The organism is Microbacterium sp. WCS2018Hpa-9, from assembly GCF_031843745.1.
Classification (GTDB): Bacteria; Actinomycetota; Actinomycetes; order Actinomycetales; family Microbacteriaceae; genus Microbacterium.
In genome coordinates this window covers 22,407-38,906 of sequence record NZ_JAVTIY010000008.1, presented here as the reverse complement: position 1 = coordinate 38,906, position 16,500 = coordinate 22,407, and the positions used below count along the sequence as shown (strand labels likewise).

Sequence of the window (16,500 nt, the reverse complement as noted above, 5' to 3'; positions counted from 1 at the left end):
CGTACAGAAGACCCCGCCGTGAGCACATGCTCGTGGGCGGGGTCTTCTGCGTTCGGTCGGGACTGGCACGCTCAGGCGCCGGCGTTGCGCTTGACCTCAGCGAAAGCGTCTTCGCACTTGATGCAGCGCTCCGCCTTCTTCGGCGCCGTCTTCCGGAAGTCGAGGAACCATCCGAGAATCTCGTCGTTGCTGTACTCGTAGCCGCACTGTGCGACCCACAGGACACCCCAGTCGCCTTTCTGACCGCTGTGGATTCGGGCGCGCAGAAGGTGCCACTTCGGAGGGGTCGCACGGAACGGCTCCGTGTGGAAACCGGGTCTCCGCCACCAGACGGGGATGCGGAGAACGATGTACCCGATCAGCTTGGCGACGCGCTTCGTGTTCGGCCAGCCAACGTGGAACTGACTGATGTCAGCCTCAGCCGGTACGGCGGGGGAGAGGTCGACCTTGCGCTTGCGACGCGTCGGCTTTGCGGTGGCACTCATGCGTCAGCGTTCGCGGGCGCAGCGGGGACCTCGAGCGTTCGGAGCGTGCCGCGGACGATCTCGTCCTCACCGATGGCGAGACGATTCCCGCCGACGGGGTAGCTCGGATGGTTGGACGCGATCACGAGACAGCGCCACCAGGTGCGGTAACGACGGATCGGAGGCTTCTCGGCCTTCTCCTCTGCAGTCAGCTCGTAGGAGTCGAACGGCACGACGACCACGGTGTATCCGCTCTGCGCGGCGAACGGCAGCTCGATCATCAGATCCTCTACCGGACCGCGGATGTTCACCGGGAGAGTCGACAGCGTGTGAGCCTTGGACCCGACGGGGGCCGTGGCCAGTCGTGCGACCTCGACTTCGGGCGCTTCGAAGTAGTTCTTGAACACGATGCGTTCCTCCTGGATCGGTCAGTGCATGTGACGCCCGTCACGAGACGAAGACCCCCGCTGCAACTGCAGAGGGGGTCTCGAAGTCCTGTGTCTCGGAGGGCGTGGGGTGAGGAGATCTGCTCCTCACTGTTCTTCCCGGCTGCGACTTGGTCGCAGCCAGTCCTGTCGCAGTTGCCGCACCGACAGGTGCCGGCGCACACACGTTCATGCGCGCAGCGGATGAACGTCACTCCGTGGCTCCTAGGGCGAGCAGTCGACGCCTAGTACCGTTCAGGTATGGCCACGAAGAAGCTCGCGTTCATCGATCACATCGTGCTCGAGCTGGAGAGGATATCGACGGAGCATCGTCTGCCCTACTTCGTCGACGATCGCCATGCGACGCGGTCTGGTGGGCGTCCTACCCTCACAGGCCACGTGGCGGCAGGGGTGAGCGTGAGTTCCACGTGGGTTGTCGCTGAATATCAAAGCAGCGAATACGGGGTGACCTTCAAGTTCGTCGGCTTCCCAAGAGGCGACTTCCGTTTTCAGCCCGGACATGATGGCGCCATCGGTGATTTTCTGGATTCATGGACGGAACGCATTCTTGAACGCGCATCATCAGACGACGACAGGCAGGTGGAGACTGCGCCGGAGTAGAGTCTCGGGTCAGCCGACCTTCACGAACTCGCCGCATCCGGTGAAGTGCACGGAGAAGTCTGAGGCCTGAACAGTGACTTCGACTTGTGTCGCTGCAGAGACGAAGTTGTTGGCGATGATCTCGCCGGCGGAGTCCAGGCGTTCCCAGTAGCAATTCTGGATGTCGCCGGAGGCGCGGTAGGTCCCGGGCTGGATCTTCGTGTTCACCTCGAAGACACCTGATCCGAAACGCAGGCCGTTGTTCCGTTCCTGCTGCTCCTGCGATCCGTTTGCCATGATGGCGGCAGATGGGTGGTCGGGGCAGAGCATGAGTGCGCCCGCGGCCTCGATGCTCTGGTTCTGGTTGATGGGCCCATTCGTCTGGTAGAAGTTCGAGGTCTCAGCGCAGATACCCCAGAGTGTCTTCACCTTCTCCGGGAGCGGTTCTTCGGGGTATGCAACTGTGACTGCAGCTATCTCGTCGGTCGAGTACACGCCGGAAGAGCTCATGGCCGCATCGCACCCAGAGAAGGCGATACCCCTCGCCCACGCGTCATGAACATCGGTGTACGTCGCCATCTTGTACTCGGCAGGCTCACCGATAGTGGACGAGGGCTCTTGCCAGCGGCACTCAATCGTGACCGTCTTGAGGGTTGGCGGTTTTGGCGTGGCGGTCGGCGTTGCGCTCGGTCTCGGGGTGGCGGTCGACCTGCTCGAGTTGGATTCGGACGGCGTCGGCGTTGCTTCAGCCGCCGTGTCTGGGCCGGCGCACCCGGTCAGCGTCAGCGTCAGCACAAGCACAACAGCCCCCGCCGCGCCCCAGAATCCGTTTCGAGCTTTCACAGCCGCCCCCCTCGATGCCAAGTCCCGACGTTCCTGCCGGAGTGCACATCCACTGACTTTGGAGCATAGCTGACGACCATCAACGCCTACGAGCGGAAACGACGAATTCAACCATTTACGAGTAAAAACGGATACGATGGAATGCCCCACGACCCACCCTCAGACCGAATGGTGCCCATGAGTCACACCGAAGCCCGACAGCCGAAGAGGACCCTCACCCTCGGTGCGCCACCCGTGCGTCTGAAGGAGACGCCTCGCGAACCCGCTGCGGCAGTCGCACCCGTTGCGCCTGCATTCGTCGAGACGCGACCGGCTCCTGCGCCCGTGCGCGAGGCCGTTCCGCCCACGCGGACCGTGTCTCTTGACCCGGCGCCGCCGACCGCGCGGACGCATGCGACTCCTCGCGTCGCATCTACCGAGGCGAACAGCCTCGTACCGGTCGCTGCCATGTACGAGGAGCTGACCAAGCCGCTCAGCGAGTTGCCGCGGCGCTCGGCTGCGGATTTCCGGGAGCTGTTCATCGACCTCGTCCGCCAGGGCGTCTCCGATGTCCACATGACCCGGTCGAAGCTCGGCAACACGTTCACAGTCGAGGCTCGCGTCGACGGCACCCCACAGGAGGTGCACGTCTACGAGGGGGTTCTGGGCCAGACGATCCACACCCTGATCAAGACGGATTCCGAGATGTCCTCGGGTGTCAACCTGGTCCCGGAGGACGGAAGTTACAAGCTGCCGATCGACGGATACCCCTACCGCGCTCGTGCCGTGGTGCTGCCGCTGTTCGATGGCGGGGAGCGTATCGTCTTCCGACTGCCGCAGATCGGAGAGCTGCGACCGCTCGACCAGCTGGGATTCACCCCTCGCAACATGGAGTTCACGAAGGATCTCCTGAACCTCCCCGGCGGCATGACCCTCGTCGCCGGCCCGACAGGTGAGGGGAAGAGCACCACGGCGCTCAGTTCCCTGAAGTACCTGCGCGAGAAGGAGAGCGGCGTCTTCATCAGCCTCGAGGATCCCGTAGAGCGAGTGATCCCCGGGATCGCTCAGATCGAGGTCAAAGAGGAGATCCAGGGCGCCGGGTTCGGCGACATGATGAAGTACATCGTCCGCGCCGACCCGAACGTGCTCTTCATCGGCGAGATCCGTGATGTCAAGACGGCGACCGCTGCGGTCGAGATCGCGAAGTCCGGTATACGCGTGCTTGCAACGATCCACGCCACGAACAACATCAGCGCGATGCTCCGCCTTATGGAGATGGCAGATGCCCCGCCGCTGTCGGTTCTGGAGTCGCTGAACGGCGTCATCTCCCAGCGTCTCGTTCGGCGCCTGGTTCCCGGTACGGACCGCCTCTCTGGCCGGTATCCGATCCACGAGGTCACCCACAACACCTCCGACCTGACCGACACCCTCATCCGCAACGTCTCACGCCGGGAGATCGCCGCGGTGGCCGCCCACACATCGACGTCGTTCGCGGAGAACGTCCGCGAGCTCATCGCCGCCGGCGTCACGACTCGCGCCGAGGCGCAGAAGGTGGTCTCCCTTGACTGACCAGACCCTTGCCACCGTCTCACAGCTGATCGACGCCCTCGGTCGACAGGAGGCATCCGACCTGCACCTGACGTCGAACCGTGGCGCCTTCTACGTGAAGGACAAGCAGACGCGCCCGATCCCGAGCAACCAGTTCTCATCAGACGATCGCACTCTCCGCGGCCTCATGGGAGGGCTTCTCGACGACGCGGAAACGCTGATGAAGACCAAGGGTCAAGCCAGCGCGTCGTTTGACACCGGAGGTGAGTACCGAGGACGAGTCGCGTTCCGCCGCGAAGAGGGTGGGCTCTCCTGCACCATCCGCATCATCTCGCGCGACATTCCCAGCATCAGCACGCTCGAGCTGCCCCAGACCGTCACCTCGCTGATCACCCGCCCCTCCGGCCTCGTCCTCTACGTGGGACAGACGGGCTCGGGTAAGTCCACGACGATCGCCGCTCAGGTGAACGAAGTGGCGCAGACGCAGTCGACCGGTATCTACACGCTCGAGTCGCCCATCGAGTACCTCTACCCCCTCGGGAAGAGCCTCGTGATCCAGCGCGAGGTCGGCACGCACGTGAACACCTTCGCCGAGGGCATCGAGGATGCCAAGCGATCTCACCCGCGCATCATCGTCGTCGGCGAGATCCTGAACGTCGCCACCGCGCGCTCCGCGCTCCTGGCTGCGGCATCTGGCCACCTGGTGATCAGCACGATGCACGCCGGTACCGCCGCAGAGGCTGTCGACTCGTTCACCTCCATGTTCACGCCTGAGGAGCAGGGTCTCGTGCGGACGCAGCTCGCGCAGTCTCTGTTGGCGATCGTCGCCCAGAAGCTGATCCCGAAGGTGCGCGGTGGTCTCGCTCTCGCGATGGAGATCGCGCTGAACACCCCGTCGATGGCGGAGCTGCTGCGGGGGAGCGGCGACCGAACCAACGACACCAAGTTCATCCAGCAGCTCCTCCTCGGCGCGGGGACGAAGGACGGAATGGTGGCGATGGAACAGTCTCTGGCCCGCCTCGTGAAGTCCGGAAGCGTCTCCCTCGAGGTCGCTCGCTACAACGCGCGCGATCACAAGGCCCTCGAAGAGAAGCTGACGCAGTTCGACGTCCAGGCCGCATCCCGCGCGGCCTGACTTTCAGCCCCATGCCGCACCTCATCGTGCAGAGGAGATCATCATGAGCAACACCGTCGCAGTGGAAGACGAGCAGGCCAACACTCCCGCAGAGCCCGCCCCCTGGGCGCCGGAGCAGGGCGTGAAGGCGTTCGGAGCGCCCAGCGCCACCGCGAAGCCCAAGGCGAAGAAGTCCGCGGTGAAGGCCTCGAAGGAACCGCGCGCCCGGAAGGGCAAGCGAGGCTCGGCGATTGAGCCGCTGCCGTACAAGCCCCTCCCCGTCGAAGGCGAGGGGAAGAAGCTGTCCAAGAAGGCGCAGCGGAAGGCTGCCAAGCTCGACGCAGCTCGCGAGAAGGAAGCCGATCTTGCGGCGATCCGACTGAACGGTATCGACGGTGAGGGAGAGATCCCGAAGAAGCCGTGGCTCACCCTGTTCAGCGGGAAGCGTGCACGTCCGGATGAGGTCGCGGAGACCCTCTCTGACCTCGCATCGATGCTGGAGAACGGCGAGTCCGAGCGAGCGGCGGTGGACGCCCTGGCTCAGCAGTACTCGGCGTACGACATCGGTGAGGCCTACGGGCGGGTGGTCCGCCTCCTGGACCGCGGCGTCACGCTCGAGAAGGCAATGGCCGATCAGACCGACGCCTTCCCGCCGGTCGTCCGTGAGCTGATCGCCGCAGCGAACATGGCAAAGGACCTGCATCGGAACCTCCGCCAGGCCTCGATCATCATCATCGAAGCCGACAGCATCAAGACGCAGGTGAAGAGTGCGCTCTTCAAGCCCGGCTCCATGATGGTGTTCCTGATGATCTTCATCATCGCCGCGGTGCAGTTCCTGCTCCCGATGACCACGCAGATGTTCACGGGGATCGGTGCGGAGGCGCCGCCGACCACCGTCATCATCATCGCTGTCGGCGAGGCGCTGAAGTGGATCTTCGGGGCCATCATCCTCATCGGTCTGATCGTGGCGCTGCTGTGGCAGGTCATCCTCAAGCGCAACCCGAAGATCGCGCTCAAGTCTGATGAGATTGCACTCAAGGCGCCGCTGTTCGGCGACATCATGCGCATGTCGGTCGCCGCACGGTTCTGCGACGTGCTGAGCGCGTGCCTCTCGGTGAGCATGTCCGAACTCGAGGCGCTCGAAGTCGCAGGGCGCGCCAGCGGCAACAAGGCACTTCAGCAGTGGGTCGATGAGCACCGCGCACGTCAGGCACACGGTGTCGTCGCGTTCGGCGACGTGTCCAAGACCGATCTTCTGCCCTGGAACTTCCGCAACCGCATTGAGACGACCACGTCGATGGTGCGCCGGATCGAGATCCTTCGTGAGCTCGCTGGCACATTCCACACCAAGGCGCAGGACCGTCTGAACCGCTTCGCAGAGCGGATCGGCCCGATCACCGAAGGTGTGGTCGTCATCACGATCGTCGCCGTGGTTCTCCTCATCGTCACCCCGATCCTCACGTTCATTCCGACCCTCATCGAGACCGTGAGCTGATGCTGGAAGCCCTGGCCACGCCTTCGGGAGTCGTCACCATCCCCACGATCACCGCTCTAGTGGTGATCGTGGGGATGTTCGTCCTGGCAGGACTCGACATCTGGCGCCATGAAGTCGAGGGATACGCAACGATCATCCTCGCCGGTGTTGCCGCTGCGGGTGTCACGCTCGAGGGGATCTCCGCACAGCAGTGGGTCGCTGGACTCATCTCTGCAGCGCTGGCCTTCACTGTGTACCTCGCGCTCGGCATCCGGGGAGTGATGGGCGGCGGGGACGTGAAGCTGGCGGCCGTTCCCGCCTTCGTGCTCGCCACCATCAATCCCGTGCTCGGCGCCTGGTGGGTCGGCGTCTCTCTGCTCATCCAGCAGCTCTTCTTCACAGCCGCGCGATTGAGCGTTCGCCGCACTGCCGGCGACACCCGGAATGTAACCGTCGTGATGCCCCACGTCCCGGCAATGACTGCAGGAATGGTCATCGCCGTGTCGATTTTCCCAATCTGAGCGGATATCAATGCTCAGAGTCATTTTTACTGGTTTACGAGTCTTTTTAGGTATAGACTCACGCACGAACTAATGCTTCAGCAACCTGCCCCCACGACCCGCTCAGCGAGAGAGACCTCCGACTCGGGGCCCCGAGTCACTCCACGCACCGAGCACTCACCTAGAAGGAGTGGAATGAGCACCGCACCCACGGATCTGATGATCGAGGACTTCTCCGAGGCTCCGGTCGGCTTCCTCAGCCGCACCCGAGCCGCCGTCTCCAACAAGCGGGGCCTGTCCGCGAGCCTTTCGGAGGTGCTTGGTGCCGTCGGCATCAGCGTCGCCGTCCTCGCCCTCGCCACGGTCGGCGTTGGAGCCGCCATCACGTTCGGACAGAACTCGTCGGCCCAGACCGAACTCGAGTCGATCAAGTCGGCTCAGGTCCTCTACCAGTCGACGCACGGCTCGTTCGGCACGCTCGAGCAGCTGACCACGGCGACCGACACCTCGGCTGCAGCCCTGACGACCCTGCCCGACAAGGTCGCCATCGTCCTGTCCGACGACCTGACGAACTACTGTGCGGTCTCGACCTCGGCGTCGATGTTCGCACCGTCCTACTGGATGACCGCAAAGAGCGGCAAGGTCATCCCGGACACCCCGCCCTCCGACGGCGGCGTGCTGTGCCCTGCGCCGCAGAAGTAGGACCGTGACGCGACAGGGCCGCCTTTTGAGATCTCTCATCAGGCGGCCCTGGCGCGTCTTTCAGTATCTGCAGACGACACGGATCGATCACTAAGGGGTCACGGTGCTTCACGGACTTTCGAAGGGACGCGCAGTTCTCGACGTCCTCCAGGACAAGAAGGGGAACATGGCCGATTCCCTGGCCGGCGTGGCGTTGGCACTCATCGCCGTAGCTTCCCTCTCTGCGGCGATGGTGACGAACACGTCGGCGATCGCCGGGGTGGCGACGAAGGCCGAGCGCCACGCGTACATCGTCTCCCTCGTCGGAGACCAGCCAGCAATGGCGACATGGGGGACACCTGAGAGTCCTCACACGGAGACGAAGACTCTGCCGAATGGCCATGAGGTCGAGGTGACCACGTGGCGTGAAGACACCCCCACGAGTACCACCCTCACCGCGGTGTCGCCCATCAGCTCGGCAACTGACGCGGTCGAGTGCTCCAGCCCCATGGACATTGCCAAGAAGGGATGCCTCTACGCGACGCGTACACACGCCGACGATCTCGAGTCGCTGCAGCCCGAGCCGCTCATCCGCAAGGACCCGAGCACCGCGCAGGCTCCGGTCGGGACGGTCGATGAGCGCGTCAGCACGGAGACTCCGATCCCGCAGGGCACCACCTTCGCGCAGGCGACCGGTCCGCAGGATGTCGTGTGGCGATACCTGATCGATGCACACATGACCGGATCCGTTGGGGAGATCCGCATTACGCAGGGCCCCAAGACGCTGTCCGTGTTCCCCCTCGTAGCCACGGCCAGCAACTACTTCGGCACGTTCGTCGCCCCGTCGGAAGATCCGATCCTCGTCACGGTCTCTCAGGGCTCGGCGATCGTCAAGACCGTCTTCATCTACCGCGCAGGGAGCACGTCATGATCCTGGCCATCCGCAAGATCCTCGCAGAGAAGAAGGGCGGAGTCGTAGACGCACTCGGCGCCCTCACGCTCGGCCTCGGGCTGATCGTGACCGTCGGCGTGCTCGTCGGGAACTACGCGATCCACTCGAAGAAGGCCGAGCTGGTCACCACCGTCTCGCAGGAGATCACGAACAGGGCAGAGGTGTACGCCTCCGCGATGAACAGCGACCTGGTCAACCCGGAGGTGCCGTCTCTCGCACGCGAATGCTCGACGGCCACAGAGGTGTGCACGCAGATCCTCCAGGTGACGCCCGGCGGCGAAGGCAAGACGATGACCCTGCGCATCCAGGGTGACACGCTGGCGCCGCTCGGCGAGAGCGTGACGAAGGACGTCGTTCTCGACTCCGTCGAAGTCAGCCACGTCACCGGTATCGACGCCGACGGGAACAACATCTGGGGAATCGCACCTGAAGAGGGTCTGCGATACCGCACCTGGGGCGTCGCGTCCGGCGAGCCATCGGTGCTGACCGCCGAGGAGCTCAACCAGGAGACCCTCAGTTGGGCGGCGATCGCAGACCGCGCCGGCGTCGACAGCGCGGGCGGCCTCTGGGTCTGGGGCCCGAACAAGACCGGTCAGGCCGGCGTCGGAAAGGCGTCTGCAGACCCCGTCGCGCCCACCCGTATCGAAGTCGGAAAGACGAAGTTCCGCTCGGTGACGACCGTCGCCGACCGCGGGTTCGCCATCGACTCGGACGGGTTCGCATGGGTGTGGGGGAAGAACGACCAGAAGCAGCTCGGCGCGGGAGGCTCCGTGATCATGGAGCCGACGAAGCTCCCCGTCCGAGTGGTTTCGATCACCACCGCCAAGGCAACGACCTTGGCCATCACGAGCACGGGCGAGCTGTGGGTCCAGGGTGCCGCGATCGCGGGACTGCCGACCCCGAATGCCGACGGCATCGTCAACAAGGGCACCAAGTACAAGGCTGTCTCTGCCAGCGCTTCGAGCGGCGCCGTCGCGCTCGTCAGCTCGGCAGGAACCGTCGCCATGTACGGGGTCTCCTACACGCTGCAGGCACCCACGCAGCCTGAGGTGTTCGTCTCGGTTTCGGTCGGTCCGACGGCCGCAGCGGGTCTGACCTCCGACGGGAAGCTCTACACCTGGGGCAAGGGGCCCGCGGGCGAGCTCGCGCAGAAGACGACGCTCACGCAGTTCGTTCCGACCTCGCCTGTGCCCACGAAGAAGTTCGTGTCGGTCGTGATGGGCAAGTCGAGCCTGATCGCACTCGATGCGAACGGCAAGCTCTGGTACTCGGGCAACGCGGCCGCGGCCGGCGTGACCGGTGACGCGCTCCCGGTCGTCAACACGCTGGCACCCCTGCTCGCGTCGAACAGCTTCCACGCCATCGCTGCAGATTCCAGCTCCACCGCGGTGGCTCTGCTGGATGCCATGAAGCATCTTTACGGGTTCGGCAACACGACTGTCGGCCTCTGGCCGTCGACGGCGAAGGGGTCAGCGAACACCCCCACGCGCATGCCGCTACCTGACGGTTTTTCCTCGTATACGTGGAAATAACGACTATGATCGAAGGAAGAGAGGGGGCCAAAATGCGCCTGGAAAGACGTAACCTTCGCGGGGTCCTGCGAGACAAGAGCGGCATCAGCGCCAGCATGCCCGAAGCACTCGCGGGCATCGGGCTGAAAGCGGTGATCATCACCATCGTCGGCGGAGTGGTCGCAGCAGGAGTCGCGTTCCTCGCGGTGACCACGGCCACCGCCGACGCATCAGCCGGATACCAGAACGCCAACGTTGCTTTCGAGAAGGCGGTGCACTCGTCGGACATCGTCGTGGGGCTCGAGACCGATCGCGTCGGTCTCCTCCGCAACGTCGCCGGTGACAAGTGCGAGATCGAGGCGTGGCAGTCGGGAACCAGCGACGGCAAGAAGACCCTCGTTGTTGACCGCACGACGGTCGCGGGGGAGTGCTCGGTCACGACTCCGCTGCCTGCGGCGGGGTCGACCACTGCTGGCATGACGCTGCTGTCCGACATCGCTGCGCCGCTGTTCGAGTACACGAACCGCGGGGGTCGCACGATCACCTTCAACGCATCGGCTGCCCCGACCCTCGCGACGGCTGCCAAGCCCGCTGACGTGAAGCAGAGCGACTTCGACGATGTGCGCCCGTACAAGGTCACGCTGACGCTGAAGGCTCTCGACAAGGACAACTCGGCGGCTACCAAGGAGGCCGTGGCCACCGGGTACACGAACGTGCTGAACCTCACACCGACCCCCGACGAGGTTCGCTACGTCCCGAACCCCGACGACAACGTCCCGGGGCCGATCATCATCGCGAGCATCGAGCGATCGACCACCACGGGAACGGTCTACTCCGGCGCACGTGAGGGTGCGGCTGTGACGTTCACCGGCGGTGTCTGCGAGTCCGGTCCGACCACGGTCGATGTCTCGTACGAGCGTCAGAGCCCGGGCTCCGCACCCCGTGTGAACACGATTTACGCTGCGGAGCTCACGGAGGCCGCAACGACGGTGCACCTCGGATCTGTTCCGAACGGCTCCACCGGCGCCGTCGAGGTCGCAGCGTCTTGCGTCAAGGACGGGGCGGTCGTCAAGGACGCCCTCGTGTACACGCAGGCGGTCCCCGCACCCCAGGTCACGGCGAAGCTGAACGCCTCGACGTACGGCGCTCACGATGTCTCGTGGACGAAGGTCTCCAGCCTTCCGACCTCGTTCGAGGTCTTCCGCGACTACGGAAAGCTCAGCGAGCTGCCCCAGAGCGCGGACAAGCTGGCCACGACCACGGACAAGCTCGTCTACCTCTCGGACACCAAGGGCCTCGGCATCGGTCGAGAGACGACCTACGTCGTCGTCGCGACCGTCGACACGGTTCGTTCGGAGCCTGGTAGCACCACCATCACGACGCCTCTTGAGGCACCCTCAGCACCTGTCGTGACCACCTCCCAGGCGGGTGCGACGTGGACTGCTGTCGAGTGCCCTGCGTACACGACGGCTCAGTATGCCGAGCGCCACTACCAGCAGACCGGTACGGACACGACCGTGACCTGGTCGGCTTACACGGCCTGGTCGACGTCGACGAAGGTGACGCTGAAGACGCCGGAGTACGGACGCACCGTCTACAGCGTGGTCGCCCGTTGCGCGGCGACCGCCAGCGGCGCGATCTCGCCGAACTCGCCTGCATCGGCGGTTCGGTCGTTCTACATGCCCGAGACCCCCAAGGTGACGGTGACGCGGTCGACTACCTCCGGGACCGCGTTCTCGGGAGCCCGCGAGGGCGCTCTCGTCTCGTACACCGGCGCACGTTGCTGGAACGGCACCTCGAGCAAGGTCTCGACCAGCTGGAGCGGCACGTCTCCCAGCAACCAGGCGGATGTCACGGCATCGGCGGCGGCCGCGCCAGTTCCGGCCTCTGGTGGACAGCTCAACATGGCTGGCATCGCAAACGGCGCGACGGGTAATGTCACGACGACCGTCACCTGCACCGCAGGAGTGTCCGGATCGATCAGCTCGGCTGTGCAGTACAAGCAGCCTGTGCCCGCCCCGACCGTCAGCGCGACTCTCCACGCCACCGTCGGAGCGCACGTGGTGTCGTGGACGAAGGTGTCGAGCCTTCCGACGACGTTCGAGGTCTACCGCGACTTCGGATCCGTCACCAAGGTCGCTCAGACCGCAGCCAACCTCGCCGGCACGACCGACAAGCTCACCCTGACGTACAACACCAAGGGGCTGGGCATCGGTCAGAAGACGACGTACGACGTCGTGGCGATCGTGAACTCGGTTCGTTCCCAGCCGGGAAGCACCAACATCACGACGCCTCTTGCGGCGCCGGGAACTCCGACCGTCACCCCCACGACGGGAGGCGCAACCTGGACTGCGGTCACGTGCCCCGCGTACACGACTGCGGAGTACTCTGAGCGCCACTACCAGCAGACGGGCACGGTTACCACCGTGAGCTGGTCGGCTTGGAGCGAGTGGTCGACGTCTCGTAAGGCGACGGTGACGACGCCTGGATACGGACGTACGGTCTACACCGTGATCGCTCGCTGCGTGGCCAACGAGAGCGGCGCCGTCTCGGCGAACTCGCCGGCTTCCCCGCAGGTCGCGTTCTACATGCCCGAAACCCCCAAGGTGACAGTGGCGCGCTCGACGGTGTCCGGAACCGCGTACTCGGGAGCTCGCGAAGGCGCGCTCGTGTCGTACACCGGTGCACGGTGCTGGAACGGCGGACCGAGCATTGTGACGACCACGTGGACCGGCACGAGCCCGACGAACCAGCCTTCGCGAACGGCCACGACCCCGGCCGCGACCGTTCCCGCTTCGGGCGGCTCGTTCAACATCGCGGGGATCGCCAACGGTGCCTCCGGAACGTTCCGCACGGTCGCGACATGTGAGGCCGGAGTCTCCGGTACTGCCGCCTCGGCGAACAGCTACAACCAGCCGGTTCCGAAGCCTGTCCTCGAGGTGGGGATGTCCTTCACCGCCGACCGCCACCAGCTGGACTGGACGGCGGTGAGCAGCCTGCCCACGTCCTTCGACACGAACAAGTCCGCTCAGTCCGGACGAGAGAACGAGAACACAACCGCTCTGAGCACCCTGACGCGGATCCTGTCGTACACACCGGGAACGAGTTACGGCAACACCCACACGTACAGCATTACTGCGACCGTGAACGGGAAGACCGCAACCAGCGACAAGAAGACGTACGTGGCCGACTGGCCGCGCGTGCCGAAGGCGCAGAGCATCGCGTGGACTCAGGGCACCGGCAACACTGGGACCTTGAAGTGGAGCTACGACTGGAGCTGCCCCGCAGGTACAACCCTGAAGGGACAGCAGCACGAGAACCGCACGGGTCAGTCGAATGGCACGTTCTCGAACACGGTTCGGGCGAGCTCCGCGTGGGCGACGGAACCGACCAGCTACGCCTGGAAGGCCTCCTACGCTCTGAACGGGTACGCCTACGCCATGGGCGTGGACTCGAAGTGCCTGTCGGATGTCACCGGTTTCGAGAGCACCACGCAGAAGGTGCAGTCCCCGACCTTCGTGATGCCGATGGTGAAGCCCGCCAAGCCCGTCTGGGACGCGTACAACTACCGTGACTGGGTGCGCGGTACGAACTGGACGTACAGCACGTGCTTCGCCGGTGGTTGCCCGTCCATGACGATCGACTACAAGACGTACTGCTCGGCTGGGTCCGTCGTCGGGTGGTCGAACTTCAGCTCGACTGACTGGAACCCGATGACTTACAACCACGCGTTCGGGTGGCAGGACAACTGGCACCTGACCCCGCCGCTGGTTCGCAACGTGACCTACCACAACGCGAAGTACAGCTGCTCGACTCCGTGGCGCACCAGCCCGCAGAGCGATCCGGGCAACAACGTCATCGTCCAGGTGCGTCAGCCGTGAGCGGGGGAGAGGGAACGACCTCCCGCCGGCGTCCGATTCTGATCGGGGCGGCCGTCATCGCGACGGCCGCCCTGGTCGGCGGGATCGTCCTCGCGAACGTGCTCGGTCCTGAGCGGGTGGATCCACAGTCCGTGGAGATCACTCCCCAGCCGCAACAGGTCGCAGCGAACGAGCCAGTGGTCGCAGCTCCGGAGGATGCGGACCTGACGGCGGTCGAAGTCATCTCCGACGACCTGGTCAGCGGCTTCGGTGGTGACGTGATCGACGCGCGCAGCAGGGTGCAGGACGACTCCGCCACCATGCTCGAAGTCGCCACCGATGACGAGTGTCTGACCGAGTGGGCGAAGGCGAACATCGCCGAGCTCGCGGCATCCGGTGCGTACCAGGTGATCGACATCTGCGATCGCCCCACGGCTGTGCTCGCAGGTCCTGCAGGGTCGGACAGCAAGGTGCTCGTTTACGGCTCGCTCGAGGACACAGCGCCCGACGGGATGCGCGCGATCATCGCGGAAGCGACGAGCACAAAGGTCGCCTTCGCCGCCGTGCGCACCACCGACGGCGAGGCGCAGCTTCTGGCCACGGCAGTACTCCCTGACTGACGTCCAGGTTCGAAAGACAGAACCCCCGCAGCTCCGAAGAGCGCGGGGGTTCTTTCGTTGGTGACCATCAGCCGGCCATGTCTTGGGATCCGCTCATGGTCGACTCAAAGGGCGTATCCAGACTCTCTCGCCCTCTTGATCCAGTTGGTTGCGGTGCGGGGCTGAAACCCGAACATTTGGGCCACGGCCTTCGAGGGCGGGTCTCGGACAACGGAGGCGAGTCTGTACACCGTCGCCACGTCACTCAGATCGGGCGCCAGTATGGGAGTGAGGCCCTCGAAGCCGAGCGCGTATCGACGTATCGCCTCCGTGTAGCTACCGGGTTCAACGTGGAAAGCTCTTGGCAACAGCCACCGCATGATCCCGTAGGGAGGGATACCGCGGAGGATCTGGCCATTCACCTCCCGCCCGTCGATCGCCTCGACGGCGAGAGAGGCGAGCCGGTATTGCGCGAGCGTTGGGTCGAACACGGCTGTGATCGAGAGGTCGACGTCATCGATACCTTCTGCTTTCGCTGAGCGGAGGATGGGAATGTTCCCACACGGGCCAGATGCGCGGACGCGGGTGGGTACGGATACGCCTGGGTGTACCTCTACCCGCGGCCCCTCCGACTCCATCGTCCAGCTGATGACCTTTAGGTCGTCGGTTGACAGTGTTGTCATGCTCACCGTCCGATCGTGGCACAGGTCGCGTGCGAGCCGACGCCGGCTGATGCCGCCTCGATCTGCAGCGCGGCATACGCATCGAACCGCTCCGGCGCCGGTTCCGACTTCGGATACCACGCCTCAGCGAAACCGTCGCGGATCATCGCGGCACCCGCATCCACCACCTGTGCACCCCCGAGGGTCTCCACGTAGGCGAGGGATCGACCATAGCGGTCGGAGTGATCGCTTACGCCGTCGAAGGTCAGTGACAGCTGTGCGCCGTCACCGAGGATCGCAACCAGATGATCGGTGGCCTCCTGCGCCCCGCACTCGGCGGGATCCGCGCTCATCTTGTTCATCTCTGGGGCGTCGATGCCGAGGAGCCGGACGACGTGCTCTGTCCCGGCGTCGTTGGTGGCCGGCAGCTGGTCATTCGGGACGACGGCGATGGTGTCGCCGTCGACGACTCGAATGAGCTGCGCTGGTACTTCCGCCATCGGCTCAGCGGTGGAGGGGTGATTCTCCTCGAAGGTCTCCCTGATCGAGCCGAGGAGATTGTCAAAGCCCGTCGTGACCATGGTGAACAGGAGAAGGCCACCCGCGGCGGCCCCGACGAGGGCGATCGCGCCGCGGATGAGGCGGCGGCGGATGGATCGGGCGATACTCACGCTGCGGCTCCCTCGTTGTGCAGGGACTGGTCCCAGAGCGGACGGAGGACGTCGCGGATCTCGCGGAGTTCAGCGATGGACCACCGGATGTCGCTGGCGGCCCTATGCACGGCGTAGCCGTCTTCCGCCGCGACCTGAAACGGCTGCGGCGCCTTGAATCCAGGGAGGATCATCTCGAGGGTTTCCCGGAAGCCCGAGACGTCGACGATTCGGTAGTGCACCACCTTGGCCAGGCGAGGCATGTACTCGTCGATGAAGGCCATGTCTGCGCGCAGGCTCGCACCGAGCGTGATTACCGTGCGATCGCGCGGGTCGTCATGTTGGACATGTCCGTGGCCGGCCAGGAACTCGATTACCTCATCCTCGAGCGCCTCGACGGTGAGAGTGGACGCGCGGACCTCGTCGAGCAGCCCCGTCTGGGTGTGCATCTCTCTGACGTAGTCGCTCATCACGGCCAACTGCTCTTCGGAGGCGTGCAGGACGCGGCTGCCGAAGTCATCGATCGGTTCGAGGTCGCGCGTGAGGAGCACCTGGGCGAACTCCAGGATGCAATCGACTTTCGGATCAAGGCCGGTCATCTCCAGATCAATACCGGTGGGGATCTTTTCCATGGTGAT

Annotated in this window: 16 protein-coding genes; 10 read left to right on the top strand and 6 right to left on the bottom strand. The window is 64.8% G+C overall.

Annotation, left to right across the window (positions count from 1 at the left end):
* Window positions 1–71: 71 nt before the first annotated feature.
* Both RQG82_RS16135 and RQG82_RS16130 read right to left on the bottom strand, forming a co-directional pair.
* Window positions 72–485 carry a hypothetical protein gene (locus tag RQG82_RS16135; RefSeq protein ID WP_311245416.1) on the bottom strand — a complete coding sequence of 138 codons (414 nt, stop codon included), beginning with the start codon at window positions 483–485 and terminating at the stop codon, window positions 72–74.
* Window positions 482–871, bottom strand: a complete 390-nt coding sequence (locus tag RQG82_RS16130) for a hypothetical protein (RefSeq protein WP_311245417.1) — start codon at window positions 869–871, stop codon at window positions 482–484. Before RQG82_RS16130 ends, RQG82_RS16135 begins: the two co-directional genes overlap by 4 nt.
* 279 nt (window positions 872–1,150) lie before the next feature.
* Between RQG82_RS16130 and RQG82_RS16125 the strand changes: the two genes are divergently transcribed.
* Window positions 1,151–1,510 carry a hypothetical protein gene (locus tag RQG82_RS16125; RefSeq protein WP_311245418.1) on the top strand — a complete coding sequence of 120 codons (360 nt, stop codon included), beginning with the start codon at window positions 1,151–1,153 and terminating at the stop codon, window positions 1,508–1,510.
* A gap of 9 nt (window positions 1,511–1,519) precedes the next feature.
* Here RQG82_RS16125 and RQG82_RS16120 read toward each other — a convergent pair whose 3' ends face one another.
* Window positions 1,520–2,332 (bottom strand): hypothetical protein, encoded by an 813-nt coding sequence (locus RQG82_RS16120; RefSeq protein WP_311245419.1) that lies wholly within the window; start codon window positions 2,330–2,332, stop codon window positions 1,520–1,522.
* 177 nt (window positions 2,333–2,509) lie between these two features.
* Here RQG82_RS16120 and RQG82_RS16115 point away from each other — a divergent pair, with 177 nt between their 5' ends.
* The 9 genes from RQG82_RS16115 (at window position 2,510) to RQG82_RS16075 (ending at window position 14,571) form a co-directional block, all read left to right on the top strand.
* Window positions 2,510–3,880 carry an ATPase, T2SS/T4P/T4SS family gene (locus RQG82_RS16115; protein ID WP_311245420.1) on the top strand — a complete coding sequence of 457 codons (1,371 nt, stop codon included), beginning with the start codon at window positions 2,510–2,512 and terminating at the stop codon, window positions 3,878–3,880.
* Window positions 3,873–4,994 carry an ATPase, T2SS/T4P/T4SS family gene (locus tag RQG82_RS16110; RefSeq protein ID WP_311245421.1) on the top strand — a complete coding sequence of 374 codons (1,122 nt, stop codon included), beginning with the start codon at window positions 3,873–3,875 and terminating at the stop codon, window positions 4,992–4,994. Before RQG82_RS16115 ends, RQG82_RS16110 begins: the two co-directional genes overlap by 8 nt.
* A 43-nt stretch (window positions 4,995–5,037) precedes the next feature.
* Window positions 5,038–6,468 carry a type II secretion system F family protein gene (locus tag RQG82_RS16105; RefSeq protein WP_311245422.1) on the top strand — a complete coding sequence of 477 codons (1,431 nt, stop codon included), beginning with the start codon at window positions 5,038–5,040 and terminating at the stop codon, window positions 6,466–6,468.
* Window positions 6,468–6,968: a prepilin peptidase gene (locus tag RQG82_RS16100; RefSeq protein ID WP_311245423.1), complete on the top strand. Its 501-nt coding sequence runs from the start codon at window positions 6,468–6,470 to the stop codon at window positions 6,966–6,968. Before RQG82_RS16105 ends, RQG82_RS16100 begins: the two co-directional genes overlap by 1 nt.
* A gap of 174 nt (window positions 6,969–7,142) precedes the next feature.
* The gene (locus RQG82_RS16095; protein ID WP_311245424.1) at window positions 7,143–7,649 is read left to right on the top strand and encodes a hypothetical protein; all 507 of its coding nucleotides are present in this window, start codon (window positions 7,143–7,145) and stop codon (window positions 7,647–7,649) included.
* 166 nt (window positions 7,650–7,815) lie between these two features.
* Window positions 7,816–8,559, top strand: coding sequence for a hypothetical protein (locus RQG82_RS16090; protein ID WP_311245425.1), 744 nt, complete (start codon window positions 7,816–7,818; stop codon window positions 8,557–8,559).
* Entirely contained in the window at window positions 8,556–10,112 is a 1,557-nt protein-coding gene (locus RQG82_RS16085) for a hypothetical protein (RefSeq protein WP_311245426.1), read from the top strand. The genes RQG82_RS16090 and RQG82_RS16085 overlap by 4 nt, the downstream gene beginning before the upstream one ends.
* Window positions 10,113–10,207: 95 nt before the next feature.
* Window positions 10,208–13,972 (top strand): hypothetical protein, encoded by a 3,765-nt coding sequence (locus tag RQG82_RS16080; protein ID WP_311245427.1) that lies wholly within the window; start codon window positions 10,208–10,210, stop codon window positions 13,970–13,972.
* A complete protein-coding gene (locus RQG82_RS16075; RefSeq protein WP_311245428.1) occupies window positions 13,969–14,571 on the top strand; it encodes a hypothetical protein in 603 nt (200 codons plus the stop codon). Before RQG82_RS16080 ends, RQG82_RS16075 begins: the two co-directional genes overlap by 4 nt.
* A gap of 104 nt (window positions 14,572–14,675) precedes the next feature.
* Here RQG82_RS16075 and RQG82_RS16070 read toward each other — a convergent pair whose 3' ends face one another.
* Genes RQG82_RS16070 through orn form a run of 3 tightly spaced genes read right to left on the bottom strand, consistent with a single transcriptional unit; the run spans window position 14,676 to window position 16,494 of the window.
* Entirely contained in the window at window positions 14,676–15,239 is a 564-nt protein-coding gene (locus RQG82_RS16070) for a hypothetical protein (RefSeq protein WP_311245429.1), read from the bottom strand.
* Complete coding sequence (locus tag RQG82_RS16065; RefSeq protein WP_311245430.1) at window positions 15,236–15,883, bottom strand: thermonuclease family protein; 648 nt, start codon at window positions 15,881–15,883, stop codon at window positions 15,236–15,238. The genes RQG82_RS16070 and RQG82_RS16065 overlap by 4 nt, the downstream gene beginning before the upstream one ends.
* Window positions 15,880–16,494, bottom strand: a complete 615-nt coding sequence (gene orn / locus RQG82_RS16060; RefSeq protein ID WP_311245431.1) for an oligoribonuclease — start codon at window positions 16,492–16,494, stop codon at window positions 15,880–15,882. Before orn ends, RQG82_RS16065 begins: the two co-directional genes overlap by 4 nt.
* Window positions 16,495–16,500: the final 6 nt, after the last annotated feature.